The 18,749-nt window shown below is 71.2% G+C and carries 20 protein-coding genes; 7 read left to right on the top strand and 13 right to left on the bottom strand.

The window, feature by feature from the left end:
- Positions 1–56 precede the first annotated feature (56 nt).
- The 4 genes from AN218_RS11555 to AN218_RS11540 all read right to left on the bottom strand — a co-directional run bounded on the left by AN218_RS11555 (position 57) and on the right by AN218_RS11540 (position 4,304).
- Positions 57–1,364 carry a hypothetical protein gene (locus AN218_RS11555; RefSeq protein WP_070016768.1) on the bottom strand — a complete coding sequence of 436 codons (1,308 nt, stop codon included), beginning with the start codon at positions 1,362–1,364 and terminating at the stop codon, positions 57–59.
- Entirely contained in the window at positions 1,354–1,977 is a 624-nt protein-coding gene (locus AN218_RS11550; protein ID WP_070016767.1) for a DUF6114 domain-containing protein, read from the bottom strand. The genes AN218_RS11555 and AN218_RS11550 overlap by 11 nt, the downstream gene beginning before the upstream one ends.
- Positions 1,978–2,088: 111 nt before the next feature.
- Positions 2,089–2,700 (bottom strand): DUF6230 family protein, encoded by a 612-nt coding sequence (locus AN218_RS11545; RefSeq protein ID WP_070016766.1) that lies wholly within the window; start codon positions 2,698–2,700, stop codon positions 2,089–2,091.
- 644 nt (positions 2,701–3,344) lie between these two features.
- On the bottom strand, positions 3,345–4,304 hold the full coding sequence (locus AN218_RS11540; RefSeq protein ID WP_070016765.1) for a tetratricopeptide repeat protein: 960 nt from the start codon (positions 4,302–4,304) through the stop codon (positions 3,345–3,347).
- 356 nt (positions 4,305–4,660) lie between these two features.
- On the opposite strand from AN218_RS11540, the gene AN218_RS11535 reads away from it, so the two are divergent.
- Positions 4,661–5,290: a TetR/AcrR family transcriptional regulator gene (locus tag AN218_RS11535; protein WP_070016764.1), complete on the top strand. Its 630-nt coding sequence runs from the start codon at positions 4,661–4,663 to the stop codon at positions 5,288–5,290.
- 85 nt (positions 5,291–5,375) lie between these two features.
- Here the strand turns inward: AN218_RS11535 and AN218_RS11530 are convergent, their stop codons facing one another.
- The 5 genes from AN218_RS11530 to AN218_RS11510 all read right to left on the bottom strand — a co-directional run bounded on the left by AN218_RS11530 (position 5,376) and on the right by AN218_RS11510 (position 11,049).
- A complete protein-coding gene (locus AN218_RS11530) occupies positions 5,376–6,668 on the bottom strand; it encodes an APC family permease (protein WP_070016763.1) in 1,293 nt (430 codons plus the stop codon).
- 242 nt (positions 6,669–6,910) lie between these two features.
- A complete protein-coding gene (locus tag AN218_RS11525) occupies positions 6,911–8,611 on the bottom strand; it encodes a coenzyme B12-dependent isobutyryl-CoA mutase large subunit (protein WP_070016762.1) in 1,701 nt (566 codons plus the stop codon).
- A 96-nt stretch (positions 8,612–8,707) separates the two neighbouring features.
- Entirely contained in the window at positions 8,708–9,040 is a 333-nt protein-coding gene (locus tag AN218_RS11520; protein ID WP_070016761.1) for a DUF3817 domain-containing protein, read from the bottom strand.
- An 86-nt stretch (positions 9,041–9,126) separates the two neighbouring features.
- Positions 9,127–9,636 (bottom strand): MarR family winged helix-turn-helix transcriptional regulator, encoded by a 510-nt coding sequence (locus AN218_RS11515; protein WP_070016760.1) that lies wholly within the window; start codon positions 9,634–9,636, stop codon positions 9,127–9,129.
- A 99-nt stretch (positions 9,637–9,735) separates the two neighbouring features.
- On the bottom strand, positions 9,736–11,049 hold the full coding sequence (locus tag AN218_RS11510) for an MFS transporter (RefSeq protein ID WP_070016759.1): 1,314 nt from the start codon (positions 11,047–11,049) through the stop codon (positions 9,736–9,738).
- Between the two features lie 156 nt (positions 11,050–11,205).
- Between AN218_RS11510 and AN218_RS11505 the strand changes: the two genes are divergently transcribed.
- Positions 11,206–12,219 carry an ArsR/SmtB family transcription factor gene (locus AN218_RS11505; RefSeq protein WP_070016758.1) on the top strand — a complete coding sequence of 338 codons (1,014 nt, stop codon included), beginning with the start codon at positions 11,206–11,208 and terminating at the stop codon, positions 12,217–12,219.
- A 72-nt stretch (positions 12,220–12,291) separates the two neighbouring features.
- On the opposite strand, the gene AN218_RS11500 is transcribed toward AN218_RS11505, so the two are convergent.
- Both AN218_RS11500 and AN218_RS11495 read right to left on the bottom strand, forming a co-directional pair.
- Positions 12,292–12,585 carry an MTH1187 family thiamine-binding protein gene (locus AN218_RS11500; RefSeq protein ID WP_070016757.1) on the bottom strand — a complete coding sequence of 98 codons (294 nt, stop codon included), beginning with the start codon at positions 12,583–12,585 and terminating at the stop codon, positions 12,292–12,294.
- Positions 12,582–12,944 (bottom strand): DUF3817 domain-containing protein, encoded by a 363-nt coding sequence (locus tag AN218_RS11495; RefSeq protein WP_070016770.1) that lies wholly within the window; start codon positions 12,942–12,944, stop codon positions 12,582–12,584. Before AN218_RS11495 ends, AN218_RS11500 begins: the two co-directional genes overlap by 4 nt.
- A gap of 120 nt (positions 12,945–13,064) precedes the next feature.
- Here AN218_RS11495 and AN218_RS11490 point away from each other — a divergent pair, with 120 nt between their 5' ends.
- From AN218_RS11490 to AN218_RS11475, 4 genes are all read left to right on the top strand, one after another.
- Complete coding sequence (locus AN218_RS11490) at positions 13,065–13,703, top strand: AIM24 family protein (protein WP_079132056.1); 639 nt, start codon at positions 13,065–13,067, stop codon at positions 13,701–13,703.
- Positions 13,703–14,353, top strand: coding sequence for an AIM24 family protein (locus AN218_RS11485; RefSeq protein WP_070016756.1), 651 nt, complete (start codon positions 13,703–13,705; stop codon positions 14,351–14,353). Before AN218_RS11490 ends, AN218_RS11485 begins: the two co-directional genes overlap by 1 nt.
- Positions 14,350–15,129 (top strand): AIM24 family protein, encoded by a 780-nt coding sequence (locus tag AN218_RS11480; RefSeq protein WP_070016755.1) that lies wholly within the window; start codon positions 14,350–14,352, stop codon positions 15,127–15,129. The genes AN218_RS11485 and AN218_RS11480 overlap by 4 nt, the downstream gene beginning before the upstream one ends.
- A 63-nt stretch (positions 15,130–15,192) precedes the next feature.
- A complete protein-coding gene (locus AN218_RS11475) occupies positions 15,193–15,678 on the top strand; it encodes a MarR family winged helix-turn-helix transcriptional regulator (RefSeq protein WP_070016754.1) in 486 nt (161 codons plus the stop codon).
- A 52-nt stretch (positions 15,679–15,730) separates the two neighbouring features.
- On the opposite strand, the gene AN218_RS34365 is transcribed toward AN218_RS11475, so the two are convergent.
- Positions 15,731–17,236: a sensor histidine kinase gene (locus AN218_RS34365; RefSeq protein ID WP_420855963.1), complete on the bottom strand. Its 1,506-nt coding sequence runs from the start codon at positions 17,234–17,236 to the stop codon at positions 15,731–15,733.
- Between the two features lie 166 nt (positions 17,237–17,402).
- Positions 17,403–18,068: a response regulator transcription factor gene (locus AN218_RS11465; protein ID WP_070016753.1), complete on the bottom strand. Its 666-nt coding sequence runs from the start codon at positions 18,066–18,068 to the stop codon at positions 17,403–17,405.
- A gap of 111 nt (positions 18,069–18,179) precedes the next feature.
- On the opposite strand from AN218_RS11465, the gene AN218_RS11460 reads away from it, so the two are divergent.
- On the top strand, positions 18,180–18,680 hold the full coding sequence (locus AN218_RS11460) for a PepSY domain-containing protein (RefSeq protein WP_070016752.1): 501 nt from the start codon (positions 18,180–18,182) through the stop codon (positions 18,678–18,680).
- Positions 18,681–18,749 lie beyond the last annotated feature (69 nt).

Below are 18,749 nucleotides of genomic sequence, written 5' to 3'. Positions count from 1 at the left end.
CTCGATGAGAGGTCGCGGGCCCGGCTCGTGTGCGGCTCCCGGTGAACGTGAACGGGTCACTCGATGGACTGCTGCAGCCCGGGAACCGTGAGGTTGCCGCCGAACTGACCGGCCTGCTTGACCTTGACGTTGGTGAAGTACGCCTCGGGGATGTTCAGCGGCGGCGGGTGCTCAGGGTCGAAGGTGATCGGGATCAGCCCGAACAGATTGCCCTTGAGCTCCTCCGTGTACATCGTGACCTGGCCGCCGCGGATCGTGGAGGTGGAGCCCTGCGACGCCCGTACGTGGTACGTGGTGCCGTTCGGGCCCTTCACGATCTGGTGCAGGTCGCCGATGTCGAGGCTGCTGGCGGTGAACTTCAGCGCCTGCTTCGTCCGCCCGTCCTGCGTACGGATGTTGACGACGCCCTTGTAGTCCAGACCGTGCAGACCGAGCGAACTGGCCTCCAGGTTCCACGGGTCGTTGGGGAGCATGTTGGGCGTCTGCTCGTCCTTGCCCGCGGACTTCTTCTCCTCGACGCACGGGAAGGCCTTCTTGCCGTCCTTGTCCGTGGCGTTCCCGGCCTCGTCGTCGCCGGCCGAGGGAAGCGTGCCCTTCGCGCCCTTGCCCGCGTCCTCCAGGCCCTTGCCGAGCTTGCCGGTGGTGTCCTTGAGGCCGTCGCCGACCTTGCCGACCGTGTCCTCGACGGGCTTGTCCGCCGAGGACGAGGAACCGGAGGCCGAGGGGCTGGGAGAGGCCTTGTCCTCTTCCTTCTTCTCCTCGTCGTCCTTGTTCTCGTCCTTGTCCTTCTTGGGGTTGAAGATGTCGCCGATCGCATCGCCGACACCGCCCAGCAGGCCGCCGCCGTCGTCGTCCTCGTCGTCGTCACCGGGGTCGGACGGGGACGGGCTGGGCTCGGGGTCCTGCGACCCGCTGCCGCCTGTGCCGCCGCCGGTGCCGCCGCCGTCAGCCGAACCGGAGTCGTCCGAGGGGTCGGGCTGGGGCTTGGAGGAGTCCGAGCCGCCGTTCTGCTCGTCCTTCTCCTTCTCCCGCTCGGCCTTCTCCCGTGCCGCCTTTTCCTTCGCGGCCTCCTCGGCCTTCTCCTGTGCGTTCTCGTCCTTGTCGGGCTGAGACACGCAGGCGCCGCCCTTGAAGGGGTTCTTGGGCAGCGGCTTGGCGCTGGCCAGTTGGGGGGTGAGCCCCATCCCCATCAGGACCGCGGACGGCATCGCCGCGATGGCTATCGCCTTGCCCGCGGGGACATGCAGACGGTTGAGCAGCGGCTTCCTCGGCGCCGCGTGACGCGGTCCGATTCTTCCGCGGCCGGCGTCGGACGCTTGTTGCGCCGACGGCACCGCCTCCTCATGAACCTCGTCACCCGGCACGGTGCCTCCCGTTCCCGTGGTTCGCATCGGCTCCGGTGGACGAAGCCGTTCCAAAGACTGAAAGGTCGTCGTGGGCCGTGCCCCGCGGGCGGCCGCTGTCCGAGTCCCTGTCCGCGTCGGAGGACGACGAGGAGTACGTGGGGCTCGAAGGTGCCTTGTGAGCGGAGGTGTCCGAGTCGCCCGACTCGCCACCGCCGCCCTCACGCTTGGCGAGGGGCTTTCCCGGCCCCCAGGAGACACCGAGTGCGCCACCGAGCAGCCCCAGCAGGAAGCCGATCATGAAGGCGCCCACGTTCGAGACGACCAGGGAAACCAAGGACAGCAGAATCGCCGCGATGCCGGCGAAGACCCGAGAGTGCGGCTGGAACCACATCGTCAGCCCGAGTACCACGAGCAGGACGCCGATGATGAGCGAGCCAGCGCCCGCCGTCGTCGACATCCGGATCGTCAGCGAACCCAACGTCAGGTTCTGGTACGGGATGTACATGATGGGGAACCCGGCGAGCAGCGTCAGCAGCCCACCCCAGAACGGGCGCTGTCCACGCCAGTCCCGGAAAGAACTGCGCTTCTGGCCGAATCCGGTCGTCAGCCTTTGTCGCGTCTCGGCGCTCATGTCGTACAGCTCCTCGGGACTGGCACAAAGCTTGCGTTGGTGGAGCAGACCGGACGGGTGCGGGGCGGCAAGGAGCAGCCGCAGCGCACCCGTCCGGTCAGTGAGTGCCCGTCAGTAGCACTCGTTCTTGCCTTTCTTCACGGCCATCTTCAGGCCGCTGAGCTTGAAAGTACCGGCGGTCGTCGCCCAGGCACGCTGCTTGACGTCGGTGAACGTCGCGCTGTCGGCCTGCTGAGCGAACGAACCGGGCGCGTACTTGTCGCCCTTGTGCGGGCCGGGGCCCTTCGAGGTGCTGTCCGCCGCGACGCCGATGTCGATGTTGTTGAACGTGGCGTTCGCACCGAGGTCATCGGCGTCGATGTACAGCTTCTTGGCCTCGACCGGGGCGGACGCACCGGCGCCGAGCTTCATCGTCACGTCGCCGAAGGCCGGTACCGGCACGACGACGGACTGGCAAAGATTCTTGATCTTCGCCTCGTTGAAGCCGACCACCGCGACGGGCTTCTTGCCGACCTTCGTCGAGTCGACGGCTCCGTACTGGACGAAGCCCTTACCGTCCAGCCGGTCGGCGCTGACCTTGAACTGCTGGCCGGAGACGCTGAACGACGCCGCCAGCGCACCCTGCGAAAGTGCCACACCGATCGCTGCGGTGGCAGCGACACTCGGCACCATGACGACGGCGAACCGCTTCCATCTGGTCCCGCCACGAGCCAGGGACTCCATGACTTTCCTCCTTCTCGGACGTACATCTCCGGCCTGGACGAACCGCTCCTGAACGGCCCGCTCCCTGACCTGGGATGGGAGAAGTGCTACGTCCTCGGGAAGGAGAGCGCCGTCATCGACAGACGTACGGATACGTCACGTCCGAGCTGTCGGCGATCACCCCCGAGCGACAACCACTGGCCACGCTCACGCGCAACCTGCTTTGTTCGGACAGGCCCTGCCTGTTCGGCAGAGACCCCCCTGTCCGGAAGACCGGCGATGGTGCTGGATGGGGCTGAAGCTTGCGTGCCGGTCTTGCTCGGTGGGGATCCAATACCCGTGAAGCGCCGAATGGTTGCCGGGCTGCGGGCAATGGACCGAGCTTGGCCGATCGTGGTGCATCCGAACGCTGCGCACAAGGGGGTGCGTTACCAGTGAGTAACGGCCAGATAACCGCTCGGCGGCCGATCAGCATAGGGCAGACACACAGGGTCGTCACGTTCGGGGCGTGGAACCGGGAACCAACCGGACATCCAACAAGAAAGCGCTCGTGGCCACTTACTACGAGTAACAGCGGCTGCGATTACCAAGTTTTGGTAAAACACAGCCGCTGATGTCGCTAAAACCATGTGTCGTGACCGAGCGTGCGCGACGGAGCGCGACGGTCAGAACAGCACGCGAGCCAGGGCACTACGCGCGGTGACTACCCGCGGGTCCTCCGCGCCAATCACCTCGAAGAGCTCCAACAGCCGCACACGCGCGGTCTCCCTGTCGTCTCCCGCGGTCCTTTTCACCGTCTCCACGAGCCGGCCGAAGGCGTCCTCGACATGACCGCCCGCCATGTCCAGGTCCGCGGCGCGGAGTTGGGCCTCCACGTCGGACGGCGCGTCCGCCGCCTCCTTGCGCACCTGCTGCGCGTCCAAGCCCTGTACGCGGCCGAGCAGTTCGGCCATGGCGAGGCCGACACGGGCCTCGGTGTTGCCCGGGTCGTCGCTCAGCACGTTCTGGTACGCCTGCACCGCGCCGTTCAAGTCACCGGTGTCCAGGGCCTCCTGGGCCGCGGCCAGCGCCGGGTTCTCCGGCTCGGCGGGCGCCTGGGGCTCCTGCTCCGCGCCCTCGTCGGCGACACCCTGCAGGCCTGTGATGCCGAAGCGCTCCTCGGAGACCTGTACGAGCTGGTCCAGCGTCTGCCTGATCTGCGCCTCGGGAGCGGCCCCTTGGAAGAGCGGCAGGGCCTGCCCGGCCACCACCGCGAACACCGCGGGAATGCCCTGGACGCCGAACTGCTGCATCAGCATCTGGTTCTGGTCGGCGTCGATCTTCGCGAGCAGCACACGCCCCGCGTACTCCCGCGTCACGCGCTCGAGCACGGGCGAGAGCTGCTTGCACGGCTCGCACCACTCGGCCCAGAAGTCGATGACGACGGGGACCTCGGCGGAGCGCTGCAGCACCTCCGCCTCGAAGCTCGCCTCGTCGACGTCGATCACCAGGCTCACGGGGCCGCCCGCCCCGCCCTGCTCGGCGGAGCGCGCCCTGGCCTGCTCCGCCTTCTCCTTGGCCTCACCGGCCGCCTTCACCGCGGAGAGGTCGACCACTCCGCTCATGGACATGTTGCGTCGCTGCATGCGTCCAGTCTCCCCCTTTCCCGCCGTGGTGTGTGACGAGCCGGTCCCCACCGGCCGTGGTCGTGGTCGTCGCACCGGAGAGCCCCGTCGTCACCCCGTTTTCCGATACGGACCGTAGCGTAACTTGACAGGTGCCCGGTCGCGCAAGTCCCCCGGTACCGCGACCGTATCCGTACCACCCCCGTGCCGTCCGGCGGGACGGACAGGAAGACGGCTCCGTACGCGACGGTCCACGCGGCGATCAGAGCCCGGGGCGACCGGGCGGGGTGTGTTCCGGACGGACGGTTCGGGACTCGTGCCCGATTGACCGGATCCGTATGCGTCGCGCGTCAGACCGCCCGGTATGGTCTGGCGCCATGCCCTCTCCAGCCCCCTCGCCCCGCCGTGCCGGCAGGCCGCGCAGCGCCGAGGCCGACGTCGCGATCATGGACGCGACGCGTGAGGCACTGGTCGAGGTGGGATGGAGCAAGCTGACCGTGGGCCATGTCGCGGCGCGTGCGGGCGTCGCCAAGACCACCCTCTACCGGCGGTGGGCCAACAAGGGCGAACTCGTCGTGCACGCGGTCGCCGCCCTCTTCGACGAACTCGAACTGCCGGACTGCGGAAGCCTCCAGGCGGACATCGAGAGCGTGATCCTCGCCTTCGCGGGACTCCTCCAGCAGCCCGGCACCAACGCCTCGCTGATGGCGGTCGTCGCGGAGTCCACCAACGACCCCGCCCTGCGGGAGCACATCCGCGAGGCGATCGTGCAGCGTCAGAAGCGGCTCGTCCTCCAGGGACGCCAACGCGCCCAGCGGCGGGGCGAGTTGCCGCCGGACGCGGCGGACCCGGAGGAGGACGCCCGGCTGGTCGACCTGGTCTTCGACGTCATCGCCGGCGCGGTCGTCCACCGCACGCTCGTCAGCGCGGAACCCGTGGACACGGAGTGGGCACGCCGCTTCACGACGCTGATCCTCCAGGGGCTGCCGGCGGCGGCGTCCCTCTGAACGGCGGTTGCCCGGCGGGGAGTCGTACGTCAGGTCGTACGTCAGGTCATAGGTCCGCCGGTACGTCCGCGTTCGCGGCCGGGCCTCACGTCGGACGGTGACGGAGGCGGCGTACGGCGAACACCGCCGCACCCGCCGCCAGCACCGCCGCACCGGACAGCAGCGACGAGCCGGGCAGGGCGAACGCCAGGGCGAGACAGCCCGCGACGCCGCACCCGGCGAGGACGCGGCGGTATGCGGCACCGGCCGAAGTGAGCGTCCACGCCGCGGCGTTGGCGATCGCGTAGTAGACGAGCACCCCGAAGGACGAGAAGCCGATGGCGCCCCGTACGTCCGCCGTGGCCGCCGCCACCGCCACGACCGCGCCGACGGCGAGACCCGCGCGGTGCGGCACCCGGAAACGCGGATGGACGGCCGCCAGCGCGTGCGGAAGGTGCCGGTCCCGCGCCATGGCCAGCACCGTGCGGGAGACGCCGAGGAGCAGCGTCAGCAGCGCGCCCAGCGCCGCCACCACGGCCCCGGCCCGTACGGCCTGCTCCAGTCCCGCAACTCCGGCCGTCCGCGCGGCCTGTGTCAGCGGAGCCGCGGCGTGCGCCAGCCCTTCGCCGCCCAGTACGGACAGCGCGGCGACGGCGACGGCGGCGTAGACGGCGAGGGTGATGCCCAGCGCGAGCGGCACCGCACGCGGGAGGACGCGCGCGGGGTCGCGCACCTCCTCGCCGAGCGTGGCGATACGGGCGTACCCGGCGAAGGCGAAGAACAGCAGACCCGCGGCCTGGAGCGTTCCCGTGACCGTGAAGTCCGGGCCGGGCGCGAGACGTTGGGCCCGTACGCCCTCCGAGGTGAGCACGGCGGTCGCCAGGGCCGCCAGCACGGCCAGTACGAGGGCGACGACGGCGCGGGTGAACCACGCGGACTTCCGCACGCCCGTGTGGTTGACGGCGGTCGCCGCCACGACCGCCGCGACGGCCACCGCGTGCGCGTGCGCGGGCCACGCGTAGGAGCCGACGGTCAGCGCCATCGCGGCGCACGAGGCGGTCTTGCCGGAGACGAACGCCCACCCCGCGAGATGGCCCCAGAACGGGCCGAGCCGCTCGCGTCCGTAGACGTAGGCGCCGCCCGAGGCCGGGTGGACGGCGGCGAGCCGTGCCGAGGACGTCGCGTTGCAGTAGGCGACGGCGGCGGCCAGCGCCAGTCCGCTCAGCAGACCGGAACCGGCGGCGCGGGCGGCCGGGGCGAGCGCCGCGAAGACGCCCGCGCCGAGCATCGCTCCGAGACCGACGACCACCGCGTCGAAGAGGCCGAGCCGCCGCCGCAGCCGCGGGGGCGTGTCCCGTCCGCTGAGCGGCCCGGCACCGCCGTCCGGTGCTCTGTCCACGTCCGGCTCCTGAACGCTCCCTGTGCACGGGCCGCACATCCTACGGAGAGCGGGGCGTCTCCACGGAGCCCAACCCGCCGCCCGGGCCCGTGAGTTCGGGCCGCGGGCCGGGACGGTAAGTCCGGGCCTGAATCCGGGACAGGAGTGCGTACGCCGGAGCCGTCCGCCGGCGGGCGGCGCGCGGGAGCGCGGAGCGGCGCTCCCGCCGAACGGCACCACAAAAGCCCGTCGGAAAGAGGCCGTCAGAAGACCGGCGGCTCCGTGTACACGCCCCACTCCTCCCGGAGCGCGTCGCAGATCTCGCCGAGCGTGGCCTCCGCCCGTACCGCCTCCAGCATCGGCTCGATCATGTTCGCCTCGCCGCGTGCCGCCTCCAGCATCCTGGCGAGGGCCGCCGAGACGGCCGCGTCGTCGCGCTTCTCGCGGCGGATGCCCAGCGCCCGTACCTGCTCGTGCTCGACCTCGTGGCTGACGCGCAGGATCTCCAGGTCGCCGGTGACCGAACCGGGGTGGCAGTTGACGCCGACGACCTTCTTGTCCTCCTTCTCCAGCGCCCGCTGGTAGGTGAAGGCCGCCTCGGCGATCTCGCCGGTGAACCAGCCGTCCTCGATGCCGCGCAGGATGCCCGACGTGATGGGCCCGATGGGATGGTTCCCCTCGGGGACGGCACGGCGGCCGCGCTCCTTGATCTGCTCGAAGATCTTCTCCGCGTCGGCCTCGATGCGGTCGGTGAGCGCCTCGATGTACCACGAACCGCCCAGCGGATCCGCGACGTTGGTGACGCCCGTCTCCTCCATCAGCACCTGCTGCGTGCGCAGCGCGATCTCCGCGGCCTGCTCGCTGGGCAGCGCGAGCGTCTCGTCGAGGGCGTTGGTGTGCAGGGAGTTGGTGCCGCCGAGCACGGCCGCGAGGGCCTCGACCGCAGTGCGTACGACGTTGTTGTACGGCTGCTGCGCGGTCAGCGAGACGCCCGCCGTCTGCGTGTGGAAGCGCAGCCACTGCGCGCGCTCGCTCTTCGCCCCGTACTCCTCGCGCATCCAGCGCGCCCAGATCCTGCGCGCCGCACGGAACTTGGCGATCTCCTCGAAGAAGTCGACGTGCGCGTCGAAGAAGAAGGACAGGCCGGGCGCGAAGGTGTCGACGTCCAGGCCGCGGCTCAGGCCGAGTTCGACGTAGCCGAAGCCGTCCGCGAGCGTGTACGCCAGCTCCTGCGCGGCCGTGGAGCCCGCCTCGCGGATGTGGTAGCCGGAGACGGAGAGCGGCTTGTACGCGGGGATGCCGCGGGAGCAGTGCTCCATCAGGTCGCCGATGAGCCGCAGATGGGGCTCGGGCTGGAAGAGCCACTCCTTCTGCGCGATGTACTCCTTGAAGATGTCCGTCTGCAGCGTGCCGTTGAGCACGCCCGGGTCCACGCCCTGCCGCTCGGCCGCGACGAGGTACATGCAGAAGACGGGCACGGCCGGGCCGGAGATCGTCATCGAGGTCGTGACGTCGCCGAGCGGGATGCCGGAGAAGAGCACGTCCATGTCGGCGGCGGAGTCGATGGCGACGCCGCAGTGCCCGACCTCGCCCAGCGAGCGGGGGTCGTCGGAGTCCCGGCCCATGAGGGTGGGCATGTCGAACGCCACCGACAGCCCGCCGCCGCCCGAGGCCAGGATCATCTTGTAGCGCTCGTTGGTCTGCTCGGCGTTGCCGAAGCCCGCGAACTGCCGGATCGTCCAGGTGCGTCCGCGGTAGCCCGTCGCGTAGAGGCCACGCGTGAACGGATACTCGCCGGGCCAGCCGATCCGCTCGAAGCCCTCGACCGTGTCCCCGTCGCGCGGACCGTAGACCGGCGCCACCGGGTCGCCGCTGAGCGTGGTGAAGTCCGCATCGCGCTTGCGGGCGGCGTCGTACCGGGCCTGCCAGCGGCGGCGGCCCTCTTCAATCGCGTGTGCGTCCATGCCTTCGAATTTACTTGGACGTCCAAGTAATTGTCGACCGATCGCTCGGTGACGGGAGGGGAAGGAGGGACGCGGAACGGGCCGCGCGGGCGGCCGTTACGCCTCGGCGGGCGCCGTGCCGGCGTCCTCGACCAGCGGCGCGACCTCGCGTACGACCTTGCGCTCGACGAAGAAGGCGGCGGTCGGAATCGTCCCGGAGACCAGCACCCACAGCAGCCTGCCGAACGGCCAGCGGGCCTTCTGGCCCAGATCGAAGGCGACGACGAGATAGATCATGTAGAGCACGCCGTGGATCTGGGAGACCACGAAGGTGAGGTCCTCGCCCGTGCCGAAGCCGTACTTGAAGATCATGCAGGTGCACAGCACGAGCAGCATCACGGCGGTGACGTAGGCCATCACCCGGTACCGGGTCAGTACGGACTTCTTCATACGCACGAGAGTAACCGGCACGTCCGCGCGCTCTTCCGGCCCCCCGTCGAAGCCTCCGCGGGCTCGTCCCCGGCAGCCTGCGACCGCTAGTCGTCCGCGAAGTCCCGGGCGGCCACGCGCAGCGGCCGCAGCATCGCGAAGATCTCGCCGCACTCCTCCGCGTCGTACGCGCTCATCCCGAAGTCCACCGCCATCAGCTCCCGGGTGGCCGCCTCGCACACCTCGCGGCCCTTGTCCGTGATCGAGGCGAGGGTGCCGCGGCCGTCGTCGGGGTTGGGGCGCTTGGCGACGAGCGCGGCACGCTGGAGGCGGTCGACGGTGTTGGTGACCGACGTCGGGTGCACCATCAGCCGCTCGCCGATCTTGGACATCGGCAGCTCGCCGGCCCGCGAGAACGTCAGCAGCACCAGCGCCTCGTAGCGCGCGAAGGTCAGACCGTAGGGCTTGAGGACCGCGTCGACCTCGGCGAGCAGGATCTGCTGCGCTCTCATGATCGAGGTGATCGCGGCCATGGACGGCACCGATCCCCAGCGCTGCTTCCAGAGCTCGTCGGCGCGGGCGATGGGATCGAACGTCAGACTGAGCGGCTTCGGCACGCCGACAACCCTAGTGGGCGCTCACATGGCGGCCACAGGCGTCTCAGGGATCGAGCCGGGACGGGACCCGGCGGTGCCGTGCCGCGGAGGGCGCCGGTGTTACGGGCCGGACGCGCGAGAGGGGGACGGTACGGACGATGCGGCGCTCAACGGGCCCTCCCCCGGCGGCCGTTGACTCCGCGCCGCCCGCCGTACGGCCCGTACCGCGACGAGCACACAGCCCGTACCGACGATCCCGGAGCCCGCCACCGCCCAGTGCGGCGGCACGAACTCCGCCGCGAGCCCGCCCGCCGCCATGCCCATCCCCTGCACCGTCATCAGGCCCGCCGACAGCACGGTCATCGCACGGGCCCGCAGCTCCTCCGGTACGGCGTCGAACAGCCGGCGGTCCAGGCCGAGGGTGTAGGCCATGCCCGTACCCGCGAGCGCCAGCGCGGCCAGCGACAGCGGCAGTGCGGGCCGGAGCGCGAAGAGCAGCAGGGGCACGAGCAGCACGGCCGCCAGCGGCAGTACGAGCCGCTCCCGCGTGACGGGTCTCAGCAGCGAGCCCGCGGCCAGTTCCGCCGCCACCGCGCCCACCGGCATCGCGGTCAGCAGCAGGCCCACGCCCACGGAACCGGCGCCGATCTCGTCCGTGTACGGCGCCGCCAGGCCCTCCGGCACCACGACGAAGGCGGACGGCAGCCAGCTCAGCGCCAGCAGCCCCCGTACCCGCCGGTCGGCGAAGAGGACGCGCGTGCCACCGCGTACGCGGCCGACGGCGACCGGCCGACGGGTCCGGGTCCCCACCCCGAGCAGCGCGGCGGAGGCGAGGAATCCGCCGGCCGTCAGCAGCAGCGCCGAGCGCGGGGAGAGCGCAAGCAGCAGCAGTCCGGTCGCTGCGAACCCCGCGATCTGCGCCGCCTGTGCGGCGACCCTGATCAGCGAACGCCCGAGCACGAAGGCGTCGCCCTCCAGGATCTCGCCCAGCCCGGCCGCGCGTACGCCCGCGAACAGCGGCTGTACGAAGGCGGATACGGCACGCAGCGCCAGCAGCCCCGCGACCGGCATGCCCGGCAGCAGCATGGCGCCGACGCACACCGCGCAGAGCAGATCGCAGCCCACCAGCACCGTCCGCGCCGCGAACCGGTCGGCGACCCGGGCGAGCAGCGCACCGCCCAGCGCCTGCGGAAGGAAGCCCAGCGCGAAGGTGACCGCAGACAGCAGCGCTGAGGACGTACCGGCGTACACCAGGACCGGCAGCGCGACATGGGCCACGACGCTGCCGAGCAGCGAGAGCACATGGGCGGCGAAGACGAACCGGAACTCGCGGACCCGGAAGACGGCGCGATACCCGGCGCCGGAGCTGGAGGTCCCGGTCCCAGCCCCGGCCTCGGTCGGAGTCCCCGTCCCGGACCCGGTGTGAGAAGGCATGCCGGGAGCCTGTCGCGGCTCCCGCGCGCTCCCTAGTCTTTCGGCACAGGACGAATCAACTGTGCGGACCGCCCGGGCGTCTCACCCTGGAAGCGAACGGGGCCGGCCGCACCGGCCGGGCTCGCCGGACCGGTCCGGGGCGATCACGGAGGTGCCATGCCCCTGCATCTGCGGTTCGGCACCGAGGACTTGCTGCGCTGCCGGTTCGCGCTCTCGCCGCTGTGCGAGACCCATGAGGCCGTCCGTACGCTGCGCCGCACGGAACGGCACAGCTACCACCTGCCGTGGCTGCGCAGGATCCACGGCGCCGTCGCGGATCTCGACCTCACGCCGCTGTGGCTGCTGATGCCGGTCACGGGCGGCTACACCCCGGACTTCCTCGGGCCGCCGCCCACGTCGTCGGTCACCGCCTCCTTCGGCGACGAACTGGAGCAGATGCGGGCCTGCGATCCCTCCCTCGCCGGTGCGGAGATCGCGCGCTCCCTCGCGTGCACACCGGGCGCGGCCGAGTCCGCGCCCGGCCGGGCCATGCTGGAGGATCCGGCCCGTGCCGTGCGGGAGCTGGCCGATCTCACGCAGCGGGCCTGGGAGGCGCTGGTCGCCCCCGACTGGCCACGGGTGCGCGACCTGCTGGAGGCCGATATCGCCTACCGCGCACGGCAGTTGGCCGAGACGGGACTGGAGGGGCTGTTCACGGATCTGCACCCGGGGCGGGTCTCCTGGCGGGAGGGGAGGCTGTCCGTACGCACCGCGTTCCGGGACGTGATGGTGCAGGAACTGGACGGACGGGGAGTCCTGTTGGTGCCCAGCGCGTTCATCTGGCCCGACGTGGTGAGCGGTTTCGCACCGCCGTGGCAGCCGACCGTGCTCTACCCGGCGCGCGGGGTGGGCGGCCTGTGGCAGCGGCCCACCCCGGATTCCGTCCAGGCGCTCGCGGGGCTGCTGGGCCCCAACCGGGCGGCCGTGCTGGCGGAGTTGGAGGAGCCCGCCTCGACGACGTCGCTGGCCGTACGGCTGGGGCTCGCGCCGTCGTCCGTCTCCGCGCATCTCTCGGCGCTGCGCGACGCGGGGCTGCTGACCTCGCGCCGCGCGCACCGCCATGTGCTCTACGAGCGCACGCCGTTGGGCATCGCGCTGCTGGCCGGTGGCGCGGGGCCGGCGCCTTCCTGAACGTGACCGGTTCCGAGCCGGCCGCGACCGCGGGACTCCCACAGGGCCCGCACCGCCGCGCGGTCGGGACGTTCAGGAGGACAGGTGCCGCTCCACCGACTCCACCTTCGCGGTGAGCCCGTCCGTCACGCCCTGCCGGATGTCCGCCTTGAGTACGAGCGAGACGCGCGGCGCACGTGCCTCGACGGCGGCGACGGCCTCGCGCACGACCGCCATGCACTCCTCCCAATCGCCTTCCAGGGACGTGAACATGGCGTCGGTGCGGTGCGGCAGCCCGGACTCGCGGACGATCCGCACCGCGTCCGCGACGTACTCGCCGACGTCCTCGCCCACGCCGAGCGGTGTGACCGAGAAGGCGACGATCATCGGCGCTCCACGTTCGAGGGCCGGGCGTTGGCCTCCTTGCGGGCGCGGGCGGCGATCACGCCGGCCTCCGTCTCGCGGCGCAGCAGCCTGTCCGCGAAGAAGCCGCCGGTCGGCAGCACGGCCAGCACGAAGATCAGGGCGGCGCGGCCCAGCGGCCAGCGCACCCGGTTCCAGGCGTCGGCCCAGAAGAGCACGTACATGATGAAGAGCACACCGTGCACGGCGCCCATCACGGGCACGGCGTCGAAGTCGCTGGTGCGCTTGAGGACCGAGCAGGCCAGCAGCACCAGGAACGAGACGGCTTCGGGAGTCGAGACCAGACGGAGGCGGCGCAGAGCGGAGACCGACTTCGGCGCCATGCCGGTCGGGGTTTCCAGGATGGACACGCGAGAACCTCGATCGTTTGTGAAGTGATGCACAAGCGCTGCCCATTGTGGCAGCCCTGCCCCGTCGCGCCGAGCCCAGGGTAGGTTTCCCACGTGCCTCAGTTCCGACTCAACAGCGCGAAAGTGCTCGCCGTCTCGATGGACGGCGAAACCGTGAAAGCGAAGAACGGTTCCATGGTCGCCTACGACGGCGAGATGGCGTTCAAGAAGTTGTCCGGCGGCGGCGAGGGCCTGCGCGGGATGGTGACCCGGCGGCTGACCGGCGAGCAGATGACGTTGATGGAGGTGAAGGGCCGCGGCGTCTGTTATTTCGCCGACCGGGCCAGCGACATCAACCTCGTCCAGCTCAGCGGCGACAAGCTGCACGTCGAGGCCACCAACCTGCTGTGCACCGACTCCGGTCTGCGGACGGGCACGACCTTCACGGGCCTGCGCGGCGCCTCCCAGGGCAACGGGCTCTTCACCACCACCGTCGAGGGCACCGGGCAGGCGGCCCTGATGTCGGACGGTCCGGCGGTGGTGCTGCGCGTCGCGCCGGGCATGCCGCTCCAGGTCGACCCGGGCGCCTACATCGCCCACCAGGGCAGCCTCCAGCAGAGTTTCCAGTCCGGGGTCAACTTCCGTACGTTCATGGGCGAAGGGTCCGGCGAGTCCTTCCAGATCCGCTTCGAGGGCGACGGGCTGGTGTACGTGCAGCCCAGCGAGCGCAACACGGTCGGGGGCGAGATCTGATGCCGTTCCGGGAACTCAACTCCAAGCTCGTCGAGGCCCAAGTGCAGCCCGGGCAGCGCCTGTTCAGCCAGCGCGGCGCGATGATCGCGTACAAGGGCGACGTCCGCTTCACGCCCAACTTCCAGGGCGGACAGGGCGGCATGATGTCCATGATCGGCCGCCGCGTGGCCAACGAGGCGACGCCGCTGATGACCGTCGAGGGACAGGGCACCGTGCTCTTCGGGCACGGCGGCCACCATGTCGAGGTCATCGAACTCGACGGCGACACCCTGTGCGTGGAGGCCGACCGTCTGCTCGCCTTCGACGGGACGCTGGAGCAGGGCACGCTCTTCCTCGGCTCGGACGGCGGCGTGATGGGCATGGTGCGCGGCCAGGTCACCGGCCAGGGCCTGTTCACCACCACGCTCCGCGGCAAGGGCGCGGTGGCCGTGATGGCGCACGGGGGCATCATCCAGCTTCCGGTCACCCCGGACCGGCCGGTGCACGTCGACCCGCAGGCGTACGTCGCGCACCACGGCGACGTACGCAACAAGCTCTCCACGGCGCTCGGCTGGCGCGACATGGTCGGACGCGGCTCGGGCGAGGCGTTCCAGCTCGAACTGTCCGGCAACGGCGCCGTGTTCGTACAGGCAAGTGAGGAGAAGCTGTGACCACCGCTCCGCAGGTCCTGGACGTGTCGACCCTGCCGTCCGACGACAACGTCAACCCGTACACCTTCTGCGTGGAGCTCAACGGCCGGTGGTTCCTGCAGAAGGGCAAGATGATCGCCTACTACGGGCAGATCGACTTCAACGGCGTCGGCCACGGCCACCTCGACGCCCTCGTCGCCACGAGCTTCCACTCGCCGCTGCACGCGGCCGACTGGGTCGTTGCCGAGGGCAACGGCAAGATGCTGCTCGCCGACCGCGCCTTCGACGTCAACTCCTTCGACCTGGAGGACGGGAACCTCACGGTCCGCTCGGGGAACCTGCTGGCCTTCGAACCGTCGCTCTCGCTGAAGCAGTCGATCATCCCCGGGTTCCTCACGCTCATCGGCACGGGCAAGTTCGTCGCCGCGTCCAACGGCGAGGTGCACTTCATGGAGCCGCCCGTACGCGTCGACCCGCAGGCCCTGGTCGGCTGGGCGGACTGCCCCTCGCCGTGCCACCACTACGACCACGGCTATCTCAAGGGCGTACTGGGCGGGATCCGGGCCATGACGGGGATCGGCGGCGCCTCCGGCGAGGAGCACCAATTCGAGTTCGTGGGCGCGGGGACGGTCCTGATCCAGTCCAGCGAGACGCTCATGGCCGAGCAGGCGACGGGCGCGGTGCCGCACGAGCCGGGCGTCCCCGGCGGCGGCCAGTACGGGGGACAGCACGGCGGTCAGCAGAGCGGACAGCTTCCGGGTCAGCTCGGAGGTCTCCAGCGCCGGTTCGGGCTGTGAGCACGGAACGGGAGCGCACAGGACCGGAGCACATCTGTACGGGCGCTATGTAAAGTCTCGTCCATGGACACCGACGACGGCACCGACGGCACCCGTTGGCTCTCCGCCGACGAGCAGAGAGCCTGGCGCATCCACCTGGATGTGAACCGGCTGCTCATGTACCAGCTCGAACGCGATCTCCAGCCGTTCGGCCTGACCATGAACGACTACGAGATCCTCGTCAACCTCTCCGAGTCCGAGGATCACCGGATGCGGATGAGCGATCTCGCCGCCTCCACGCTCCAGTCCAAGAGCCGTCTCTCGCACCAGGTCACGCGCATGGAGAAGGCGGGCCTGGTACGCCGCGAGCACTGCGAGTCCGACAAGCGCGGGCTCTTCGCCGTGCTGACCGAGCACGGCTGGGAGACGATGCGCAGCGTCGCCCCGCACCATGTCGACTCCGTACGGCGCCACTTCATCGACCGGATGTCCCCGGAGGACCTCGGTCATCTGCTGGAGACGCTGCTGCCGGTCGCGGAGAAGCTGCGGGCCGAGCGCGGGCGGCTCTGAGCACCGGCGCCGTCTGCCGCCGCCGTCTCCTTCCCGCTCCCCGGCTCCCGGGTCACGCGCCCTCGTGACTCCCCGGCCCCTCCGGATCCTCCGGACTCCCCGTGCCATGAGGGCTCTTCGGCCCCTTCGGGCTCTTCGAATCCGTCGGACCCGTCGCCCGTCCGTCCCGGTCCGCCGCCGGCAGCCGCAGAACGAAGCGGGAGCCCTCCGGCACGGTCAGCGTCCCGCCGTGCCGCACCGCCACGTCGCGGGCGATGGCCAGGCCCAGTCCGGCGCCGCCCTCGTCCCGGCTGCGGGCGTCGTCGAGCCGTACGAACCGCTCGAAGATCCGCTCCCGTTGGGCCTCCGGAACACCGGCGCCGTCGTCGGACACCTCCAGCTCGACCCAGCGGCCGCCGTCCGCGGCACGGCTCTCCCGCAGCGAGACCTCCACGCGTGAGGCCGCGTGCCGCTGGGCGTTCTGCAGCAGGTTGACCACCACACGCGCCAACTGCCCCCGGGATCCGGTGACTTCGGCGTCGGGCAGCTCCCCGAGCCGTACGGGATGCGGCCCCTGCTGCTCCTGCGCCAGCTCCTCCCGTACGAGCGCGCCCAGCGCCACACGGCCCTCGCCGGGGCGTTCGCCGGCGTCCAGGCGGGCGAGCAGCAGCAGGTCCGTCGCGAGCTGTTGGAGCCGCACGGTGTCCTGGACCGCGCCCTCCACATCCAGCAAGTCCGGGTGCGCGGCGCCGACTTCGAGCTGGGTACGGAGCGAGGCGATGGGGCTGCGCAGCTCGTGCGAGACGTCCGCGACGAAGCGCCGCTGGCGCTCCACGGAGGACTCCAGCGCGGCGAGGGTGTCGTTCGTCGTACGGGCCAGGCGCGCGACCTCGTCCCGTGCGTCCGGCTCGGGCACGCGCCGGGAGAGGTCGGCGCTGGCCATGATCCCGGCCATCTCGCTGCGGATGCCCTCGACGGGACGCAGCGCGCGCCGCGTCACCAGCCATGTGACGCCGCCGACGACGAGCAGCAGTGCGGGCAGGCCGATGAGCATCGCCTGTGTCACGGAGGCGACCGCCTCCTGCTGGTCCTTCAGGGAGGCACCGGCGTAGACGGTGACGGGGGTGCCGTCGCGGGTCCTGCTCTGCACGCCGACGACGGTGAAGTCCTGGCCGCCGACGCGTACGGTCTGCGCCTCGCTGTCGCGGTCGACCTCGGCGGGGGTGGCGGTGCCGGTGGGGTCGTCGCCGGACGGGGCGTCGTCGCGCCCCGAGTCCTCGCCGTCGTCGGCCTCTTGGGAGTCCTCGGGATCCTCGGAGTCGTCGTCGCCGCGGCCTCGGTCGCGTTCCCGTTCGCGGTTCCGCTCGCGGTCGCGGTCGCGGCGCTCGTCCGTGGCCGCGTCGTCCCCGTCGGCGTCGTCGTCCTCGTCCTCCTCGACGCGGTTGAAGGACGCGACCGGTCCGCGTCCGCGCAGCGTCTCGCTCGCCCCGAGCACCCTCCCGCCGGGGCCGACGACCTGTGCGGGCTCGTCCTCGTCGGTCTCCAGGCCCTCCACGCCGCCCACGCCGCGCGCGTCCACGTCCGAGACCTCCGCGGCGACGCCGCGCGCCGTCGACTCCGCCTGGAGCCGCGCGTTCCCGGCCAGCCCGTCGCGCAGCACCGCGACCACCGCGAAGCCCGCGGCCACCAGTGCGACGGCCACCACGAGCGTCGCGCCGAGAGCGGCCCGCGTACGGACCGAGCCCCTACGCACCGGCGTCCACCAGCCGGTACCCGGCGCCGCGCACGGTGGCGATCCAGCCGGCGCCGAGCTTGCGGCGCAGCGCGCTGACGTAGACCTCGACGATGTTGACGTCGCCCTCGTACGCGAAGTCCCAGACGTGTTCGAGGATGTCGGACTTGGAGACGACCTCGCCCGCACGCACCGCGAGATGCTCCAGCACCGCGAACTCCTTGGCCGTCACCTCCACATCGCGCTCCCCGACGCTCACCCGGCGGGTGCCCGGGTCGACGCAGAGCCGGCCCAGCCGCAGCACGGTGCGGGCGCCGCGCGTACGCCGGCGCAGCAGGGCCCGTACGCGGGCGAGCAGCACGACGTATGAGAACGGCTTCGTCAGATAGTCGTCGGCCCCGGTGTCCAGACCCTCGGCCTCGTCGTACTCGCCGTCCTTCGCGGTCAGCATCAGCACCGGCGTCTCGTCGCCGGCGGCGCGCAGGGCGCCGCAGACGCGGTAGCCGTTCATGCCGGGCAGCATGATGTCGAGCACGATCAGGTCGTACGTGCCCTCGCTCGCCCGGTGCAGCCCCTCGGTGCCGTCGTGTGCGACATCGACGGCGAACCCTTCGGCGCTCAGCCCCCGGGCCAGCGAGAGGGCGAGCCGCCGTTCGTCCTCCACGATCAGCAGACGCATGGGGACCACTCTCCCGTATGGCACCTGAAGGGATCTTCAGGTGGCTTCAGGCTGCGTTCAGCATCCTCCCGCCACGGTGGAACACACATCGAGAACGACTCGGGAGGAACCATGAAGCGCAAGCTGGCCATCGCGACCCTCACCGCCGCGGCACTGATCGGCACCGGAACCGTCTCGGCCGTGGCCTTCGCGGACGGCGGCGACCAGAAGAGCGCGCAGGCCGCGTCCGTACGGCAGGCGTCCGCGGACGACGACCGCAAGGACGAGCGCGGCGACGACCACGGCGGTGACCGTGACGACCGCGGGGACGGCGTCTCGCCCTCCGGCCTGAAGATCTCCGCCGCGGAGGCGGCGGCCAAGGGCGCCGCCAAGGGCACGGTCACCTCGGTCGACCTGGACGACGACCGCGGGAACCGCGTCTGGGAGGTCACCACGACCGACGGGAAGGGCGTCGAGCACGACTACCTGGTCGACACGGAGTCCGGCAAGCTCACCGCGGAGCCCGCGGACCACGACCGCGACGACGACGGACGGTACGACGACGACCGCCACGACCGCGGCGACGACCACGGCGGTGACCGGGACGACCACGACGACCGGGACGACGACTGACCACGGCCCGGCACCGCCCGGCGGAACATCCGGGCACGACGACGGCGGGGGCGCCTCACGGCGCCCCCG

Source organism: Streptomyces nanshensis, from assembly GCF_001751255.1.
Classification (GTDB): Bacteria; Actinomycetota; Actinomycetes; order Streptomycetales; family Streptomycetaceae; genus Streptomyces; species Streptomyces nanshensis_A.
Note: the sequence above shows the minus strand (reverse complement) of the source record. Positions and strands in the feature narration are given on the sequence as shown.

What these genes read in the sequence shown, in the direction of transcription:
- AN218_RS11550 (WP_070016767.1), bottom strand. Translation starts at nt 1,977, where the DNA reads ATGAGCGCCGAGACGCGACAAAGGCTGACGACCGGATTCGGCCAGAAG.
- AN218_RS11545 (WP_070016766.1), bottom strand. Translation starts at nt 2,700, where the DNA reads ATGGAGTCCCTGGCTCGTGGCGGGACCAGATGGAAGCGGTTCGCCGTC.
- AN218_RS11540 (WP_070016765.1), bottom strand. Translation starts at nt 4,304, where the DNA reads ATGCAGCGACGCAACATGTCCATGAGCGGAGTGGTCGACCTCTCCGCG.
- AN218_RS11535 (WP_070016764.1), top strand. Translation starts at nt 4,661, where the DNA reads ATGCCCTCTCCAGCCCCCTCGCCCCGCCGTGCCGGCAGGCCGCGCAGC.
- AN218_RS11525 (WP_070016762.1), bottom strand. Translation starts at nt 8,611, where the DNA reads ATGGACGCACACGCGATTGAAGAGGGCCGCCGCCGCTGGCAGGCCCGG.
- AN218_RS11520 (WP_070016761.1), bottom strand. Translation starts at nt 9,040, where the DNA reads ATGAAGAAGTCCGTACTGACCCGGTACCGGGTGATGGCCTACGTCACC.
- AN218_RS11510 (WP_070016759.1), bottom strand. Translation starts at nt 11,049, where the DNA reads ATGCCTTCTCACACCGGGTCCGGGACGGGGACTCCGACCGAGGCCGGG.
- AN218_RS11505 (WP_070016758.1), top strand. Translation starts at nt 11,206, where the DNA reads ATGCCCCTGCATCTGCGGTTCGGCACCGAGGACTTGCTGCGCTGCCGG.
- AN218_RS11500 (WP_070016757.1), bottom strand. Translation starts at nt 12,585, where the DNA reads ATGATCGTCGCCTTCTCGGTCACACCGCTCGGCGTGGGCGAGGACGTC.
- AN218_RS11495 (WP_070016770.1), bottom strand. Translation starts at nt 12,944, where the DNA reads ATGGCGCCGAAGTCGGTCTCCGCTCTGCGCCGCCTCCGTCTGGTCTCG.
- AN218_RS11485 (WP_070016756.1), top strand. Translation starts at nt 13,703, where the DNA reads ATGCCGTTCCGGGAACTCAACTCCAAGCTCGTCGAGGCCCAAGTGCAG.
- AN218_RS11475 (WP_070016754.1), top strand. Translation starts at nt 15,193, where the DNA reads ATGGACACCGACGACGGCACCGACGGCACCCGTTGGCTCTCCGCCGAC.
- AN218_RS11465 (WP_070016753.1), bottom strand. Translation starts at nt 18,068, where the DNA reads ATGCGTCTGCTGATCGTGGAGGACGAACGGCGGCTCGCCCTCTCGCTG.
- AN218_RS11460 (WP_070016752.1), top strand. Translation starts at nt 18,180, where the DNA reads ATGAAGCGCAAGCTGGCCATCGCGACCCTCACCGCCGCGGCACTGATC.